This window comes from Salmonella sp. SG203 (assembly GCF_013350575.1).
GTDB lineage: Bacteria > Pseudomonadota > Gammaproteobacteria > Enterobacterales > Enterobacteriaceae > Salmonella > Salmonella enterica.
On the sequence record NZ_SNMT01000002.1, the window covers coordinates 111,840 to 128,502 of the forward strand.

Genomic DNA, 16,663 nt, shown 5'->3' on the forward strand with positions numbered 1-16,663 from the left:
CTACAGTCACTAAAGGATATAAATCATGCCGCGCTTACTTATTTTGGTTGCCGTTTTATTGTTGAGCGGATGCTTAACTGCCCCGCCGAAACAAGCTGCGAAACCGACATTAATGCCCCGCGCACAAAGTTACAAAGATTTGACGCACTTACCTGCACCCACCGGTAAGATCTTTGTTTCGGTATATAACATTCAGGATGAAACGGGCCAATTTAAACCTTACCCGGCAAGTAACTTTTCTACGGCTGTGCCACAGAGCGCCACCGCTATGTTGGTCACCGCGCTGAAAGATTCGCGCTGGTTTATCCCACTGGAACGACAAGGCTTACAGAATCTTTTGAATGAACGGAAAATTATTCGCGCAGCCCAGGAAAACGGCACCGTGGCGATGAATAACCGTATCCCGCTTCAGTCGTTGACGGCGGCAAATATTATGGTGGAAGGTTCTATTATTGGTTATGAAAGTAACGTCAAATCCGGCGGGGTCGGCGCAAGATATTTCGGTATTGGCGCCGATACGCAGTATCAGCTGGATCAGATTGCTGTCAACCTGCGCGTGGTTAACGTCAGTACGGGCGAGATCCTTTCTTCGGTGAACACCAGTAAAACGATCCTTTCCTATGAAGTACAGGCAGGCGTGTTCCGTTTTATTGATTACCAGCGCTTACTGGAAGGCGAAATCGGCTATACCTCGAACGAACCGGTGATGCTGTGTCTGATGTCAGCCATTGAAACCGGCGTTATCTTCCTCATTAATGATGGTATCGATCGTGGACTGTGGGATTTGCAGAATAAAGCGGACAGGCAAAATGATATTCTGGTGAAATACCGTGAGCTGTCAGTACCGCCAGAATCCTGATGAATACGACAAAGCGTGGGGAAGAACCCCACGCTTTTTTATTTTGTGACCGCCGTATTCGCTGAATGTTGCTCGCGGCGTGATGCCAGCCATAGCCCACTATTTTTCATGGCATAGCCAAAGATTAGCCCCAGCGCCAGCGACGGTAATACCAACCGCCAGTCACCCTGCCCTGCAAATGTCGCGCAGGCGCCGATAAATGTTCCCGGAACAAAAGAAAGCAATAGCTGCTTTGCCTGGATACACATCAGGAATGCCACGATCCCCGTCAACACGTAACTGACAATTTCCAGATGCGGCGCCAGCGCGCTACCGTGAATAATGACCAGTGCCCACACCATACCGCTTAACAGCGTACAGGCGGAAATCAACAATCCCTTAAAGCCGCCCTGCGGACAGGCGAAATAAGCCGTACAACCTAAAAAACCGGCCCAGCTTAGTAACCCCAGGGAGACGGCCACCCATCCCCATATTCCAGAAAGGATGCCCGTCGTGATAGCAATAGAAAGAAGTATGTTCATGGCGCGCATCATAACAGAAAAGCGGCACATTAATGAGATCACGCACACATTTTATGCAATGATGTAAAACAAGTTGCAGTTAAAAGTGATTTACATCACATTATTCTTCATCTTCTTCCTGAAGTTCATCCCACATGGCCCCTATCGCATCACGCGTTAGCGGCGCCAGAGTGCGCCAGAATGGCGTAACGGCATGGGCTTCAACTTTACCGAGGAAGGTATTGCACCAGGGAAGCAGATAATCGGCAAATAAGGTTTCCAGCGCTTCACTTTCATCTTCGGCAGACTGATCTTCCAGCCAGGAAGCCGCGAGCAATAAAGTGCCAATGTGATCGGCAGGCGTATCGGCCAGCGGCATCCCTCGCGACGTTAAAAAAGCGCGCACCTCAGACTCTTCCGCGCCTTCGACCCACGCACTGCGGTATGGCGCTACCGCGCACTCTTCCCCAACAAATAACGCATTGTAATCAGTGGAAATCTGCGTGATATCGCAGCTTTTCTGTAAACGCGCCAGCATGTCATCCTGCTCCAGCGGCCAGTTTGCCGCCAGTTTACCTTCACGGATTAACGTAAACAGCGGAACCAGTAAAGGATCTTGCGGTTGGCGGTAAAACAACGATCCCAGCACACGGCACAGGATTGAAAACTCATTCATTGATATCTTCCCATAAATAACGATTAAAGTTCGGCAAATTCCGGTACAGGCGCCATACCGCGTGATTCGAGAAAGGCCAGTAAGCGCTGCGGCGAGACGTTCAGGATTCGATCTTCCGGAAAATTCACCGCATCCAGAATTTTCCGGCATTCGGTGAAATCGCCAAGCGTAAAGGCCGTATGGGAATCAGATCCTAACGCTACCCAGCCTCCCGCATCGCGTACGGCAGCAGCGACCGCGCGGCAATTATCTTCGCTTCCTTTACGCGAATGCAGAAAGGAAGAGTTGTTGATTTCCAGCGCTACATGGTGTTTCGCCGCCGCCTGCGCGATGGCTTTAACCTCCACTGGATACTTTGGATTTCCGGGGTGACTAATTATATGCACCTTGCCGCTGGCGATGGTCGCGATCATCGCCTGGGTATTGGTTTCTTTATCATGTGGCGCAAAAACGGGCTCATGGAAGCCTGCGATAATCAGATCCAGCGAGTCGAACATCTTTCCGGAACAATCAATTTCACCGTTAATGTTCTTGATATTCGCCTCAATGCCACGCAGTATCCCCACGCCGTCAACCAGACGCGGCCAGATGCGCATGTTAATAAAATGCCAGTGATGCGGCGCATCTTCCATGTCCGGACCATGATCGGTAATCGCAAAAAGTTTAATGCCTTTGCGTTTGGCTTCCGCGATATAATCGCTCAGAGTACTGTAGGCATGAGTGCTGGCGACGGTATGCATATGCAGGTCAACGGGATACATTGCTCTCTCCTGTAGTCATTTCCGACAAGGATAGCAGGTATCGCCAGCGTTTTTTAGCGAAACCCGGCCCGCGCCGGGTTGATGTCAATATCCTCTCGCCCGATCCACCTGCCCCGTCACCGGCTCTCCCTTCTCCAGCTGGGTAATGGTGCGGCTAATATAATCGATGGCTTCCGCTGGACGGGTGACTGCCGCAATGTGCGGCGTCATGGCGACTCGCGGATGGCGCCATAATGGACTTTCCTGCGGTAACGGTTCCTGGCTAAAGACATCCAACATCGCGCCTTTTAGCTTACCGCTATCAAGCGCAGCCAGCAGATCCACCTCCTGAACATGCACGCCGCGCGCGAGATTCAACACGTAAGCGCCATCCGGCAATTGATCCAACAATTCGCTATTAATAATTCCTACCGTTTGGGCCGTATTCGGCAGCAGATTAATCAGCACCCGCGTCTGGTTCAGGAAAGCGTGCAGCTCTTCACGCCCAACATAACTTTCCACGCCAGGCCAGGATTTGCGGCTACGACTCCAGCAACGTAACGGGAACCCCCACGCCTGTAGACTTTCTGCCACTTTTGCGCCCAGTACCCCTGCGCCCATGATACCGACGCTAAACTCTTCGCGGGTATATTCCGGCAACGGTTTCCATAGCGCCTGATTTTTCAGCGCCTGATAATCATCGAAACGACGGAACCAGTGTAATACCTGACTTACGGCATATTCCTGCATTTGCAGGCCCATTCCGGTATCTTCCAGACGGAATAGAGGAATGGAGGCGTCCAGCATTTCCGGATGCGCATTTAATTTACTCAGAATTGCATCCACCCCCGCGCCCAGCGCAAAGACGGCTTTTAAGCGTCTTCCGGCCAGCATTTCAACCGGGGGCTGCCATACAAGCGCATAGTCTGCGGGGTTGTTATCACCGACCTTCCATTCACGAACGCGCGCATGTGGGAGAGCCTTCTCCAGCGCATTTACCCACCAGGCGGCGTTAAATGTCGGGTGATAAAAAATTATCTCCATGTTATCTCCTGAGCAGTATGGTGCGGAATGTGATTGCGCCTGTTATCAGCGTTTTCAACGGGATGTGCAGCATAGCAAATTTCCCGGCGCGGGCAAAAAAAGCAGTTTTCGCTTATTAAAACCACAGATTGGTGGAAGTTTGTATAAACGCGCTTTTTTTTAAAAAAGTTGATTGACGTAGAAAGGATATTTCCCTACATTAGCGCCCGTTCCAGTAATGCTGGAGCGACAATTTGGTGAGGTGTCCGAGTGGCTGAAGGAGCACGCCTGGAAAGTGTGTATACGGCAACGTATCGGGGGTTCGAATCCCCCCCTCACCGCCATATTTAAGAAAGAGCTCGTACGAAAGTACGGGCTTTTTGCTTATATGTATCCCCCAAATCAAGGGGGGATGAGAACCACCGACCGGGGTTCGACAACTGGCGCAGCCAGTTGGACAGACGACGAGCTTGCGAGGAGACTGCCCGAAGGGCGAGCGCAGCGAGTCAATCCCCCCCCTCACCGCCATATTTAAGAAAGAGCTCGTACGAATGTACGGGCTTTTTCTTACATAATGACCCGTCCATTGCCGGATGGCGGCACAGTTCACGGGCGCCTTATCCGGTCTACATAAGCGCAGCGCCACCGGCCAATAACACCACCATCCGGCTTTCAATTTTAGCCAAGAATTTCAGTGAGTTTTACTTTGCGCCCCTCGTTTGAGGAAAGCGTCGCAGCATCAGCGGTAGCAATGGCATTTGTCGCCGCTTCTCCCGTTAGCAATTTAGCAAACTCCTCGCCTGGCTCCAGACCGTTTATCACATCATGCAAGTACTGCATCTCCAGTTTCATAATTGATGAGAGCCACATCGGCGTACGTTTACCGGGTTTACCATAAGCGATTGCGCCATCCATCTCGCTGGATATGTTACCGTTGCGACGATCATCATCCTCCGCCTGGCTTTCATGCACAAGAAAGTGTGTTTTTTTGCCCGCTTTTATTAGATAACCAGCCGTGTTTTGCATATCAATGAGAATTGCACCTGTCGTGCCCTCAATTAATACATAGTGCTCAGGGTAGTGGAACGATGATCCCCACTGAAGTGTCGCGAAACGACCGCTTTCAAACTCAAGGGTGATTAGGACAACATCATCTTCATCACCAAATTTTTCACCTTTGTGCGCAACATTCCCTGCAGCCATTGAAACCAGGGATGGGGTTTCATCCATGATGAACAGTGTACAATCTAGCTCGTGAATGTGATGGTACAGATGCCCACCTGACTTTGCGCGAATCTTCTTCCATGAGATCTCATCCTGCACGTCTTCAAAACCATTACGTTTAGTGTGAACTTGTGTAACTTCACCAATTTCACCAGCTTTGATGAGCGCTTTAGCGTGGCGAACCCCGTGAAAAAAGTTCATAACGTGACCCGCCATAAAGGTAACACCAGCTTCTTTGCAGGCATCAACCATATCCTTACAATCCTGGTAATTTAAGGCGATAGGTTTTTCACAAAACACGTGTTTACCCGCTTTAGCCGCCGCAATGACCGGCGCTTTATGTAAGTAATTTGGTGAAGCAATAATTACGCAATCCACATCAGGATGGGTACAAAGCGCCTCCATCGTTGCAGTGGCGACACAGTTCAACTCTTTCGCTATCGGAGCCGCATTTACCGGATCGTAAATCGCAGTGATTTTCGCCCCTTCAACCTTAGACATAAATCGCGCCAGTTCAGCGCCAAAATAACCTGTACCTACAACACCGTATTTCGTCATCATTTATCCTCTATTAAAATTCTTTTGTTGATTGAAAACTTTCACGACGTGCTTTTAGTCTATCCGGAATGGATAGGCCAATAATGAGTAGAATTGTTGCGGTCCAGAAAGCAACAATGAACGTTAGCGCAGCGCCTAGCCCCATTGTTATTCCAAGCCAGGTCGCCGCCATTGAATTGAATGTGCCTGATGTCGCAGCAAGATTATAAATCAGCCCGGTACCCAAACCACGAACCTCAAGAGGAAAGTAGTCGTAGAGAAATTTGGGAACCAACCCGCCAACACCTACGTTAGTCGCCATTAAACCGAATAAACATGCGCCCAGCAGTAAATAATTATCTTGCGGAATTCTGAATAACGGGAAAATGAATAAAAAGGACATGAGAAGACCAATGCTGAACGTTTTCTTCAAACCAATTCTATCTGCGCACAGACCCCAAACGATATTTCCCAATACAGTGCCGAATGCCGCCGCCGTCATTAAATTAGAGACCACACCCGTATCAAAGCCCTCTCCCGCCAAATATGTAGGCAGTAGACCAAAGATCGGCCAGTTTGCGCCGAAAATAGAGAACAGAACAATAAATACACATAATGTCAGTGGAAATTGAGCTCGATTAAATAGCCCTTTCATTGACAAAGAGAAAACTGACCAGGCACTTTGTGAATGCTTTCCGGGACCACTGAGTTTAGCTTCTTCCCACTCTTTAGATTCAGGAGCCCTGGCCCGGATGTAGATTACTAAAAGAACGGGTAGCAAACCGACAAAAAAAGCAGCACGCCAACCATACGCTTCGGCAAATGACGGCATAAAATAGGCTGCTATGATGTTACCAATACCGAAACCTGAAACCAGAAATGCGCTCGCTTTAGATTTTAAATGCTTTGGCCAACTTTCCACGGCATAAGTAGAAGCGCAAGCATACTCCCCCGCCATCCCCATACCGACAATGAAGCGACTAAGCGTCAGCATAATTACACCGGAAGCCAGGCCACTTAACCCTGTACCTACAGAATAGGCAACTATCGACCACATCATCAACGGCTTACGGCCAAATTTGTCTGCCAGCAGACCAAATAGCGCCCCGCCAAATGGTCGCCCAATAAAGGCCGCTGTGGCAAGGAATGCGCCCTCCATATCTGTCAATCCTAAGTCAGCCTTGATCAGATACATAATGTAGAAAATCAGCATAAAGTCGAAGCCGTCAAAAACGTAACCCAGCCATGCTGAAAATAAAGCATTTTTTTGTGGACGAGTTATCTCGCTATACCACGGGAAGAATTTTGCTATCACAATAAAACCCTTATTTGCTGTTACCGTCTGAAATGCTTACGGAATTAATTTTTAAGTCATATCAATTGCCGAATAAGACACTATCAATCGGCACTTTCCGACAACCGCCTGAGATCGTAGCTATGTAAGGCGTATATTCATTGTTTATCATCCTTGTTCGTAGCTACGTTAAGGACGTGAATACTCAAGACAAAGTCTAACGTTCTGTAACGTAGCTACGGGCTATAAGATTATCGATATGAATACTAAGCAAAGATTAGTACAGTAACTCTTTAACCTTTCTCAAAAGTGGTATTGTAATCCAACGCGATAACGGGTCTGTCTCTCATCGGTATTATTTCTCACCGCTACATTTCCGACCTCAACGTATGGTGTAAATGACTTATTCAGTTTCCAGGCTAAAGCCACATTATGTTCATAGTTTGTTTTTTTGTTATCAAATTTAATTTGATCGCTATCCATCCAGGTAAAGTTATATTCTAATTTCAATTCATCAAAAACATAACCTATATAAGTATCAAATCTATTCGTTTTCTCATCATCACTATAGTTAGCTGTCTTCCTTGCATAGTCATAACGGTAACGACCAGCCATATAAACACCAGAATCAAAATTATATTGCCCCCTTAAATAAGGCTTATAAATTGAAGTGTCTGGACCGCTTTCAAATATAAATCCAGGCTGCAAAACAAAATTGTCCGTAACTTTATAATTATAACTTACGCCCAGTTCTATAGCGTTTGCGACGAGATCGCTTAAATGCTTATCCTGCTCACCATCTACTCCTCCCGATTTAACGCTGGCATCGACATAAAAACCAATGCCGTTAGGAAGCTTTTCAATTATAGCAATACGGTCTTTATTAATTCTGGTTCTATCAGCATATTCATGCCGATAATCAAGGGTTGCCGCTTGTAGATATGATGAAAATGCTATAAACGAAACCATACCCAGAAGATATTTGTTGATTTTCATAAAATACTCCGCTCATCAATTAACTTTATTTTTGTATTTAAAAAATTATTTTATTAATAAATTACCATCACGCATGGTAAAGGAGGTTACAGACGAAACAGGTTTCCCTTTAGCATTTTCACCACCAATAAGGAAAACTTCATCACCATAACTTACTGATACACCATAGCCGAGAGGTTGTTTCATTTTACCCATATATTGCCAATGGCCATTAACCAAACCATAGACTTCATCTCGCCATTTTTTATTTATTCCTTCGTGGGAATAAAACTTTCCATTGGTATAATTTTGTTTTGCTCCCGGAAAATTCGCGCCACCACCGACAAGCAGGACACCGTGACTATAGCCCGAAAATGCTCCGGCCAACCCTTCTTGCTGTTGTTCTCCAGGCGATGGCGGTAACTGGCTGTTCTTCAACCATGTTAGCTTGTCGTTATCCCACATGGCGCGGTAAATCACATCGGTACGTAAACCCGGTTTGAGCTCACCATTAATCAGCATCAGGAAATTATTTTCCATTACCGATGACGATCCTGCCGTCCCCGCGTCTGGCAGCTCACCAGCATTCTTCCATGTGTTCTCTTTAGCATTGTAGATAAATACGATTTTATTAAAAAAATAATCTTTGGCAGGTTTATTAAAATAATTATAGATGACTTTATTTTTTTCACTTTCATCCGCAGCCGCAGCCGCTATATCAATAAAATACTTATCAAAGATATGCTCATTAACCCCTCCGGTAATAAGTACCATCGTTTCGTTTAATTTTACTCCCGTATGCCCTGTTAATCCAACTGGAGATATAGTGTCAACTTTTTGCCATGTATTTTTCACTGGTGAGTATTTGTACACATCGCTATAAACCTGCAACGGTGATTCACTGTTTTTTTTCCCTACGCCACCAAAAACATAAAGCTCATCATTTAAAAATACCGACACGGATTGCTCACGAGCTCCACCAGGAAACGACTTTATACGCTCCCAGTCTTTATGTTGCTTTTTAAGATCAATTTTATACCAGGATGTCCCTGCGGTACCTAGGCCGACATAAATCACGCCATTATTATCAATAGCGCCAGTACCATTTTTCAGTGGTTCTGGTATATCAGGAAGCGTCGTTGCATATCCTGATGTGGTGATAGCGACTGATAAACATAGCGCCATTAGCGTCATCATTTTCTTAAAATTTTTCATCTGCATCCCCATGCGAAGAAATACAACTGGAGTAAAGCTTCATCATTAGTGATCTTATGGTGCACAATTTCAACAATGATAATGACAAAATGTGACCAAGCGCTAAAAATAATTACATGGGGTTATCATGTGCGAGGTAAAAGCACACCATGGTGATGTTAGAAGTGATTATGGGTGACCTGTTATGGTCAAACTCATTAGTGATAGCATTCGAATAAATACAACAAGAATTATGTGATGCATTTCATACTGGCTATCCCGTGGCGTATAAGCTCCTTCTGAGCATTTTATCTTTATGCCGGAAGCAGTTAATAAAATACAGCATGCTGCCATCAGAGTGAATTGTATTTGTCTTGTAGCTTCAGGTTATAGCCTCAAATCCGCTGGCGCAGTAATTGAATGACAAACATACCTTATGACTGTGTTCACATTTTTCTATCTTTTTGCTTGATGCAGCAACACTCCACAACATAATATAAAACGGAGTAAAACTTCAAAATATATAAGGCGGAACTGGATGTCACTATTAGCCAGGCTGGAACAAAGTGTACACGAAAACGGTGGGCTGATTGTCTCATGCCAACCGGTACCAGGCAGCCCTATGGATAAACCTGAAATTGTGGCTGCAATGGCACAGGCAGCGGCTTCGGCGGGTGCGGTCGCTGTGCGCATTGAAGGCATTGAGAATCTGCGGGCTGTTCGTCCCCATCTTTCTGTTCCTATTATTGGGATAATTAAACGTGACCTTACAGGGTCGCCAGTCCGTATCACTCCCTATTTACAGGATGTTGACGCCCTGGCGCAGGCAGGTGCCGATATTATCGCTTTTGATGCCTCATTCCGCTCTCGCCCGGTTGATATTGATAGTTTACTGACACGTATTCGCCTGCATGGATTACTGGCGATGGCAGACTGTTCAACCGTGAATGAAGGCATAAGTTGCCATCAGAAAGGAATCGAATTCATTGGTACAACACTGTCTGGCTATACCGGCCCCATCACGCCGGTTGAGCCAGATTTGGCAATGGTGACACAACTGAGCCATGCAGGTTGTCGTGTTATTGCCGAGGGGCGCTATAACACGCCTGCACTGGCGGCCAATGCTATTGAGCATGGTGCCTGGGCAGTTACCGTTGGTTCCGCTATCACCCGTATCGAGCATATCTGTCAGTGGTTCAGTCACGCAGTAAAACGCTGAACAGGAAAAGAAAATGAACACGCTTACTATTGATATTTATGTCTCAGATAATAATCCGACGTTAATAATGCTATCGGCAAATACGATCCCCAGGCCTGAAGCCTGTTTGAACGCAATATCGGATATCTGCTATTTCAGGTATCCGGCAGGACATACGTCTGGGCATCACCATTGGTGGAGCATAAATGCTCTGCCTTTTACATCTCATGATTACCGTCATTGAGAGTAACAAAAACTATTACTTGATCTGAATATCGTATCGTCTGAATGATGGGAAGATAAAAATACACAGACGATGACCGCAACTCTACTCAAAACCATAAGCAGGAAAGAACTATGATTACACATTCTTTCGGCATCGTTAACTATCTTGTATTATTTGGCTACCTCCTGGCCATGATGTTAGTCGGTGTCTATTTTTCCAGACGGCAAAAAACAGCAGACGATTATTTTCGCGGTGGTGGCCGGGTTCCTGGTTGGGCGGCTGGGGTCAGTGTATTTGCTACTACGTTAAGCTCAATTACATTTATGTCAATTCCTGCCAAAGCGTTTACTTCCGACTGGACGTTTATCATTGGTCAGTATCTGGCTATCGCAATTTTACCGCTGGTTTTTTATTTCTATATTCCGTTTTTTCGGAAATTGAAAGTCACATCAGCCTATGAATATCTCGAAGCACGGTTCGATGTGCGCTGCCGTCTATTCGCCAGCATGTCATTTATGTTGTTTCATATCGGACGTATCGCCATTATCACTTTCCTCACCGTGCTGGCCTTGCGCCCCTTCATCGCTATAGACCCGGTGATTTTGGTACTGTTGATTAGCGTGATGTGTATCATTTATACCTGGATGGGTGGAATTGAAGGAGTAATATGGACTGATGTTATTCAAGGCCTCTTACTTTCTGGCAGCGCGATACTGATTTTTATAGTGATATGTCTCAAAGTCCAGGGCGGCATTGGTGAAATTTTTACGGTGACGCAGCAGGCGGATAAATTCTTTCCGGCTACGCAGTTCCACTGGAGCTGGACGGAAAGCACAGTACCTGTATTGATGATTGGTTTTCTGTTTGCCAATATTCAGCAATTTACTGCCAGTCAGGATGTGGTCCAACGCTATATCGTGACTGACTCCATAGAGGAAACGAAGAAAACATTACTTACAAATGCCAAACTGGTTGCTGTGATCCCTGTTTTCTTTTTTGCTATCGGCTCGGCATTGTTTGTCTACTATCAGCAACATCCACAATTATTACCGGCGGGATTCAACACTGGCGGCATTTTACCCTTATTCGTGGTCACCGAAATGCCAGTCGGCATTGCAGGGTTGATAATCGCCGCTATTTTCGCTGCCGCGCAGTCCAGCATCTCCAGCAGCTTAAACAGCATTTCCAGTTGTTTTAATTCCGATATCTATCAGCGTTTGAGTCATAAAAAAAGAACGCCAGAAAACCGTATGAAAATAGCTAAGTTAGTTATTCTGGTCGCGGGCCTGATAAGTAGCGCGGCCTCGGTATGGCTGGTCATGGCCGATGAATCAGAAATCTGGGATGCATTTAATAGTCTGATAGGTCTGATGGGAGGGCCAATGACCGGTCTGTTCATGCTGGGCATTTTCTTTAAACGAGCAAATGCCGGGAGTGCGGTTTTAGGAATTATTATCAGCGTCATTACCGTGCTGGGCGCACGCTATGCCACTGACCTTAACTTCTTCTTTTATGGGGTCATTGGCTCGCTAAGCGTGGTGATCAGCGGCGTTATTTTCGCCCCGTTATTTGCCCCGGCACCGCCATTGACGCTGGATGAAAAACCTGAACCAAAGGTGACATTATGATTTCATGATACCACGCTATACCGACACAGCACACGGTGACGCCAACGCCCGGGGCGACAATACCGGGCCAGATATAAACCATCCGACAGATGGCGCGCTATAAACACCGTAAGAGCAAACAGATTACTCTCCAGTGATGTTCTGTCATAAGTTGGCAACGCGATGTAAATATTCCCCCTCCTTTACTTACATCGCGCTTTTTTTCATGCCGCAGACTTGATAGGCTCTGCTCTGTTCGATATTGCAGGCTTTGTGCCGCAATCAGCCCTCAAGAGCAGGAACTATATGGAGCCTCAACCCCCACGTCTTAAACCCGGAAAAATCCTTGACACTCTGGGTGCTATGCAAAAAAGCCTGACACGTGCCTCCCAGCGTATTGCGCAATATATTTTAGCCTTCCCCAGACAGGTGACACAGTCATCTATTGCCGATTTGTCGCGCGACACACAGGCCGGAGAAGCCACGGTTATTCGCTTTTGTCGCACCCTGGGCTATAAAGGTTTTCAGGATTTTAAAATGGACCTGGCCATTGAACTTGCCACTACCGAGTCTGATGACAGTAGTCCTCTACTGGATGCCGAAGTTAGCGAATCCGACGATGCCCACGCCATTGGTTTAAAATTGCAGAACACCATTAGTAATGTATTATCTGAAACGCTAAATCTGCTTGATATGCAACAGGTTCTCGGTGTCGTGGACGCCCTACGTCACTGTCACTCAGTTTATATCTTTGGTGTGGGCTCATCGGGGATCACGGCGCTGGATATGAAACACAAGCTAATGCGTATTGGTTTACGGGGCGATGCGGTAAGCAATAACCATTTTATGTACATGCAGGCTACGCTATTAAAAGCAGGCGATGTCGCGATGGGTGTCAGTCACTCGGGCACATCGCCAGAAACAGTGCATTCACTCCGATTGGCCCGACAGGCTGGCGCCACCACAGTCGCCATTACCCATAATCTGGGTTCTCCATTATGTGAAGAGGCCGATTTTTGCCTGATCAATGGTAATCGGCAAGGAATGTTGCAGGGTGACTCGATCGGTACGAAAGCCGCGCAGCTTTTCGTCTTTGACCTGCTCTATACCCTTCTTGTACAGTCCTCGCCGGAACAGGCCCGAGAAAGCAAATTACGGACAATGAATGCCCTGGACATGACAAAATAATTCCCTTCACGTACAGGCGTCATTTTCCTTTTTTGTCCATGAGTCTGCTGGACGCTTTATAGACAACAAAGCCCGGTCTCCCGGGCTCTGAAAGTCAATGCTATATTAGCTGTATGCGTGGAGCGTTCGCTGACAAAGCGCCGAGCGCACGCAGTCGTCTTTGTTGAAATGCACAATCCCTACCATTTCATCTTCTTCAAAGCGTTCCAACGCATCGCTCAATCCGGAACGCACGCCGCGCGGCAGGTCGCATTGCGTAATATCGCCATTGACAATGACCGTGACATTTTCGCCTAGTCGCGTCAAAAACATTTTCATTTGCGCCGCAGTCACATTTTGCGCCTCGTCGAGGATCACGACCGCATTTTCAAAAGTACGCCCACGCATATAGGCGAACGGGGCAATTTCTACCTTACCGATTTCCGGGCGCAAACAATATTGCATAAAGGACGCGCCCAACCGTTTAAGCAGGACATCGTAGACGGGACGAAAATAAGGCGCGAATTTTTCAGCGATATCACCGGGCAAAAAACCAAGATCTTCATCAGCCTGCAATACCGGACGCGTCACAATGATCCTCTCGACGTCCTTATGAATCAATGCTTCTGCCGCCTTTGCCGCACTGATCCATGTTTTTCCGCAGCCGGCTTCGCCGGTCGCAAAAATAAGCTGTTTACTGTCGATAGCGTTCAGATAATGCGCCTGTGCTTCATTTCGCGCCTTAACAGGAGAGGTATCGCGACTATCGCGCGCCATGCCAATGGCTTCTACTCCGCCCATCTGTACCAGTGACGTGACCGATTCTTCTTCACGTTGCTTATGACTACGCGAATCTCGTCTCAACACACGCTTTGCTTCACGACGAGCTTTGATCACTGCTTTTTGTCTTCCCATGGATAGCACCTTGAGTTGTAGGTATACATCACCCGCGTTCTCTTGAACGCGATTATGCGCACACACATCTGAGGGTTGGCTTCCTTGTAAGCCTTAGCTTGCTTTTTGAAACGACGCCACACACGGCTACGCGCACCACATATGACGTCATGGGTATGGACAGTAAGGGAAATGATGAGAGCTTTTAAGGTGACAAGACCACCACCGGAGAGAGAATGTCCGTACAGGGTGTTGTAACTACTGTAAACAATGTGTCCTGGTGCGGACATTACCATTCGCGATCTCCATAGTGAGTGACCATCACTGCCGGGGAACTACCGCTATTACTACTAAGTACAACACAAAACATCAATAATGCAACAATATATTCACCAAGTATTAACCAAGCATTATTGCGTCATTGTCAGTCTCTTACAGAAAGATTACACGATTATTTCATCGGCAGGAGACTAAAAAAGATAATCATTAGCTACTGCGGGTATCAATGGTGAAACCACCCATAACCCATTGAATATTCAACATATAAAAGGTTAAAATGGAGTAATTAACGTGTCCTCTCTCCCATCGCTAAAACGGCATTATTTATGCAAAATTTTGTGCGGCATACTTACGCCGGTAACGCTGACTCGTTTTAATTTTTGTCATTACTCTATTGCGCCAAGGCTATTGGTACCATTAACAGGCGATTTCATATATGGCCAGTTAGTGATTACTCGAGACGTATTACGCCCGCGTTAACGGCGCTCAAGGGCTAAAAATAGTTTGAGAGTGCGTCCTCATTTACCTGAACATCTTCAGTCATTCGGTCCGGGACTTATCAGAGGACCAGGCAGGCGTATAACGCCGCCTGGTAAAATATGTCCGATGGCAATAATGCTATCGGACATGTCGGTTATTCCGCCTGTAGCTTCGACGGCGGCGCGGAATGATAATGCGCGTCCGCTTTTGCAAAGCGTTCCTGCATCGCTGCTGTCGGCGCTTTGCCAAGCAGGCTAAAGATTACGATCCCCAGGCTGCCGAAAATGAAGCCAGGGATGATCTCATACAGATCCAGCCAACCATATTGTTTCCAGACGATAACCGTCACCGCGCCAATAATCATTCCCGCCAGCGCGCCGTTACGTGTCATACGCGACCACATCACAGAAAACAGGACAACAGGTCCAAATGCCGCGCCGAATCCAGCCCAGGCGTAGCTCACCAGCCCCAGCACACGGTTATCGGGGTTCGCCGCCAGCGCAATGGCGATCAGCGCTACCACCAGCACCATCACTCGCCCTACCCATACCAGCTCTTGCTGGCTGGCGCTTTTACGCAGAAAAGCCTTATATAAATCTTCCGTAATCGCGCTGGAGCATACCAGCAACTGACAGCTCAACGTCGACATCACCGCCGCCAGGATAGCAGACAGCAGAACACCGGCAATCCACGGATTAAACAGGATCTGCGCCAGTTCTATAAATACGCGTTCTGAGTTTTGGTTCACCGCCCCGGCCAGCGCGGGGTTATTGTTAAAGTACGCAATGCCAAAGAAGCCCACCGCCACCGCGCCCGCCAGACACAGAATCATCCAGGTCATACTAATACGACGCGCATGAACAATGCTGTGATGGGAATCCGCCGCCATAAAGCGCGCCAGGATATGCGGCTGACCGAAGTAACCCAGTCCCCAGCCCATCAGAGAAATAATAGCGACAAAATTCAGCCCCTTGAGCATGTCGACATTCTCGATGCTCTTTTGCTTGATCACTTCCAGCGACTCGCTAAAACCGCCTACGCCGACAATAACCATCACCGGCGTCAGGATTAGCGCAAAAATCATCAGGCTGGCCTGAACGGTATCCGTCCAGCTAACGGCAAGAAACCCGCCGATAAAGGTATAAATAATGGTTGCCGCGGCCCCCGCCCACAGTGCGGTTTCATAGCTCATACCGAAGGTGCTTTCGAACAGTCGTGCCCCAGCGACAATACCTGATGCGCAATAGATAGTGAAAAACAGCAGAATGACCAGCGCGGAAATAATACGCAGGACTCGGCTCTTATCTTCAAACCGACCGGTAAAATAGTCCGGTAGCGTGAGCGCGTTATTGTTAAATTCGGTATGCACGCGCAGGCGCCCGGCCACCAGCTTCCAGTTAATCCATGCGCCTAACGTCAGGCCAATGGCGATCCAGCTTTCAGAGATCCCCGACAGAAAGATAGCGCCAGGCAGCCCCATTAACAGCCAGCCGCTCATATCCGACGCGCCGGCTGATAAAGCCGTAACAAACGGCCCCAGGCTGCGACCGCCAAGAATATAGTCATCAAAGTTTTTGGTTGAGCGCCAGGCGATAAACCCAATCAATATCATGCCAAAAATATAGACACAGAATGTCACCAACATCGGTGTGCTAATAGCCATCAAGGTTCTCCAAATTTATTTATTGGCACTACCGTAGCGTGCCGTTTTGTACCCTGCCGGAACGTGGCAAGGGTGTTATGTTTACCAGGGCGACCGTATCCTGCCGGAAGCGGTGGTTATTCACAAT

General features: G+C 47.4%; 14 protein-coding genes, 1 tRNA gene and 1 other RNA gene. 6 read left to right on the forward strand and 10 right to left on the reverse strand.

The window, feature by feature from the left end; translation table 11 throughout:
* Nucleotides 1-25 precede the first annotated feature (25 nt).
* On the forward strand, nucleotides 26-859 hold the full coding sequence (gene csgG / locus HV477_RS03710) for a curli production assembly/transport protein CsgG (RefSeq protein WP_001137620.1): 834 nt from the start codon (nucleotides 26-28) through the stop codon (nucleotides 857-859).
* A 38-nt stretch (nucleotides 860-897) separates the two neighbouring features.
* Here the strand turns inward: csgG and HV477_RS03715 are convergent, their stop codons facing one another.
* The 4 genes from HV477_RS03715 to ghrA form a co-directional block, all read right to left on the reverse strand.
* A complete protein-coding gene (locus tag HV477_RS03715; protein WP_001546652.1) occupies nucleotides 898-1,380 on the reverse strand; it encodes a DUF1097 domain-containing protein in 483 nt (160 codons plus the stop codon).
* 100 nt (nucleotides 1,381-1,480) lie between these two features.
* On the reverse strand, nucleotides 1,481-2,035 hold the full coding sequence (locus HV477_RS03720) for a molecular chaperone (RefSeq protein WP_001001883.1): 555 nt from the start codon (nucleotides 2,033-2,035) through the stop codon (nucleotides 1,481-1,483).
* 23 nt (nucleotides 2,036-2,058) lie between these two features.
* Nucleotides 2,059-2,796: a phosphatase gene (locus tag HV477_RS03725; protein WP_000283643.1), complete on the reverse strand. Its 738-nt coding sequence runs from the start codon at nucleotides 2,794-2,796 to the stop codon at nucleotides 2,059-2,061.
* An 84-nt stretch (nucleotides 2,797-2,880) separates the two neighbouring features.
* Nucleotides 2,881-3,819 (reverse strand): glyoxylate/hydroxypyruvate reductase GhrA, encoded by a 939-nt coding sequence (gene ghrA, locus HV477_RS03730; RefSeq protein ID WP_079899159.1) that lies wholly within the window; start codon nucleotides 3,817-3,819, stop codon nucleotides 2,881-2,883.
* 235 nt (nucleotides 3,820-4,054) lie between these two features.
* On the opposite strand from ghrA, the gene HV477_RS03735 reads away from it, so the two are divergent.
* Together HV477_RS03735 and HV477_RS03740 are read left to right on the forward strand one after the other, a co-directional pair.
* Nucleotides 4,055-4,142 (forward strand) — tRNA-Ser (locus tag HV477_RS03735).
* A gap of 48 nt (nucleotides 4,143-4,190) precedes the next feature.
* Nucleotides 4,191-4,326: non-coding RNA, RtT sRNA (locus HV477_RS03740), on the forward strand.
* Nucleotides 4,327-4,476: 150 nt separating this feature from the next.
* Here the strand turns inward: HV477_RS03740 and HV477_RS03745 are convergent.
* The 4 genes from HV477_RS03745 to HV477_RS03760 form a co-directional block, all read right to left on the reverse strand.
* Nucleotides 4,477-5,583: a Gfo/Idh/MocA family protein gene (locus tag HV477_RS03745; RefSeq protein WP_000988589.1), complete on the reverse strand. Its 1,107-nt coding sequence runs from the start codon at nucleotides 5,581-5,583 to the stop codon at nucleotides 4,477-4,479.
* Nucleotides 5,584-5,593: 10 nt separating this feature from the next.
* The gene (locus HV477_RS03750; RefSeq protein ID WP_000560758.1) at nucleotides 5,594-6,874 is read right to left on the reverse strand and encodes an MFS transporter; all 1,281 of its coding nucleotides are present in this window, start codon (nucleotides 6,872-6,874) and stop codon (nucleotides 5,594-5,596) included.
* A gap of 282 nt (nucleotides 6,875-7,156) precedes the next feature.
* A complete protein-coding gene (locus HV477_RS03755; protein ID WP_000700610.1) occupies nucleotides 7,157-7,849 on the reverse strand; it encodes an oligogalacturonate-specific porin KdgM family protein in 693 nt (230 codons plus the stop codon).
* Nucleotides 7,850-7,894: 45 nt separating this feature from the next.
* Complete coding sequence (locus HV477_RS03760; protein WP_000525756.1) at nucleotides 7,895-9,055, reverse strand: N-acetylneuraminate epimerase; 1,161 nt, start codon at nucleotides 9,053-9,055, stop codon at nucleotides 7,895-7,897.
* Nucleotides 9,056-9,560: 505 nt separating this feature from the next.
* Here HV477_RS03760 and HV477_RS03765 point away from each other — a divergent pair.
* From HV477_RS03765 to HV477_RS03775, 3 genes are all read left to right on the forward strand, one after another.
* The gene (locus HV477_RS03765; RefSeq protein WP_000054241.1) at nucleotides 9,561-10,241 is read left to right on the forward strand and encodes an N-acetylmannosamine-6-phosphate 2-epimerase; all 681 of its coding nucleotides are present in this window, start codon (nucleotides 9,561-9,563) and stop codon (nucleotides 10,239-10,241) included.
* Nucleotides 10,242-10,577: 336 nt separating this feature from the next.
* Nucleotides 10,578-12,074 (forward strand): sodium:solute symporter, encoded by a 1,497-nt coding sequence (locus tag HV477_RS03770; RefSeq protein WP_000628085.1) that lies wholly within the window; start codon nucleotides 10,578-10,580, stop codon nucleotides 12,072-12,074.
* 285 nt (nucleotides 12,075-12,359) lie between these two features.
* Nucleotides 12,360-13,241 (forward strand): MurR/RpiR family transcriptional regulator, encoded by an 882-nt coding sequence (locus tag HV477_RS03775; RefSeq protein ID WP_000433673.1) that lies wholly within the window; start codon nucleotides 12,360-12,362, stop codon nucleotides 13,239-13,241.
* 105 nt (nucleotides 13,242-13,346) lie between these two features.
* On the opposite strand, the gene phoH is transcribed toward HV477_RS03775, so the two are convergent.
* Nucleotides 13,347-14,135: a phosphate starvation-inducible protein PhoH gene (gene phoH / locus HV477_RS03780; protein WP_000533527.1), complete on the reverse strand. Its 789-nt coding sequence runs from the start codon at nucleotides 14,133-14,135 to the stop codon at nucleotides 13,347-13,349.
* A gap of 892 nt (nucleotides 14,136-15,027) precedes the next feature.
* Nucleotides 15,028-16,536 (reverse strand): sodium/proline symporter PutP, encoded by a 1,509-nt coding sequence (gene putP, locus HV477_RS03785; RefSeq protein ID WP_001018467.1) that lies wholly within the window; start codon nucleotides 16,534-16,536, stop codon nucleotides 15,028-15,030.
* Between the last annotated feature and the right edge of the window lie 127 nt (nucleotides 16,537-16,663).

Coding starts and splice junctions, on each gene's coding strand:
- HV477_RS03725 (WP_000283643.1), bottom strand. CDS start 2,796: ATGTATCCCGTTGACCTGCATATGCATACCGTCGCCAGCACTCATGCC.
- HV477_RS03770 (WP_000628085.1), top strand. CDS start 10,578: ATGATTACACATTCTTTCGGCATCGTTAACTATCTTGTATTATTTGGC.
- putP (WP_001018467.1), bottom strand. CDS start 16,536: ATGGCTATTAGCACACCGATGTTGGTGACATTCTGTGTCTATATTTTT.
- HV477_RS03775 (WP_000433673.1), top strand. CDS start 12,360: ATGGAGCCTCAACCCCCACGTCTTAAACCCGGAAAAATCCTTGACACT.
- phoH (WP_000533527.1), bottom strand. CDS start 14,135: ATGGGAAGACAAAAAGCAGTGATCAAAGCTCGTCGTGAAGCAAAGCGT.
- HV477_RS03755 (WP_000700610.1), bottom strand. CDS start 7,849: ATGAAAATCAACAAATATCTTCTGGGTATGGTTTCGTTTATAGCATTT.
- HV477_RS03720 (WP_001001883.1), bottom strand. CDS start 2,035: ATGAATGAGTTTTCAATCCTGTGCCGTGTGCTGGGATCGTTGTTTTAC.
- HV477_RS03765 (WP_000054241.1), top strand. CDS start 9,561: ATGTCACTATTAGCCAGGCTGGAACAAAGTGTACACGAAAACGGTGGG.
- HV477_RS03745 (WP_000988589.1), bottom strand. CDS start 5,583: ATGATGACGAAATACGGTGTTGTAGGTACAGGTTATTTTGGCGCTGAA.
- csgG (WP_001137620.1), top strand. CDS start 26: ATGCCGCGCTTACTTATTTTGGTTGCCGTTTTATTGTTGAGCGGATGC.
- HV477_RS03715 (WP_001546652.1), bottom strand. CDS start 1,380: ATGAACATACTTCTTTCTATTGCTATCACGACGGGCATCCTTTCTGGA.
- HV477_RS03760 (WP_000525756.1), bottom strand. CDS start 9,055: ATGGGGATGCAGATGAAAAATTTTAAGAAAATGATGACGCTAATGGCG.
- ghrA (WP_079899159.1), bottom strand. CDS start 3,819: ATGGAGATAATTTTTTATCACCCGACATTTAACGCCGCCTGGTGGGTA.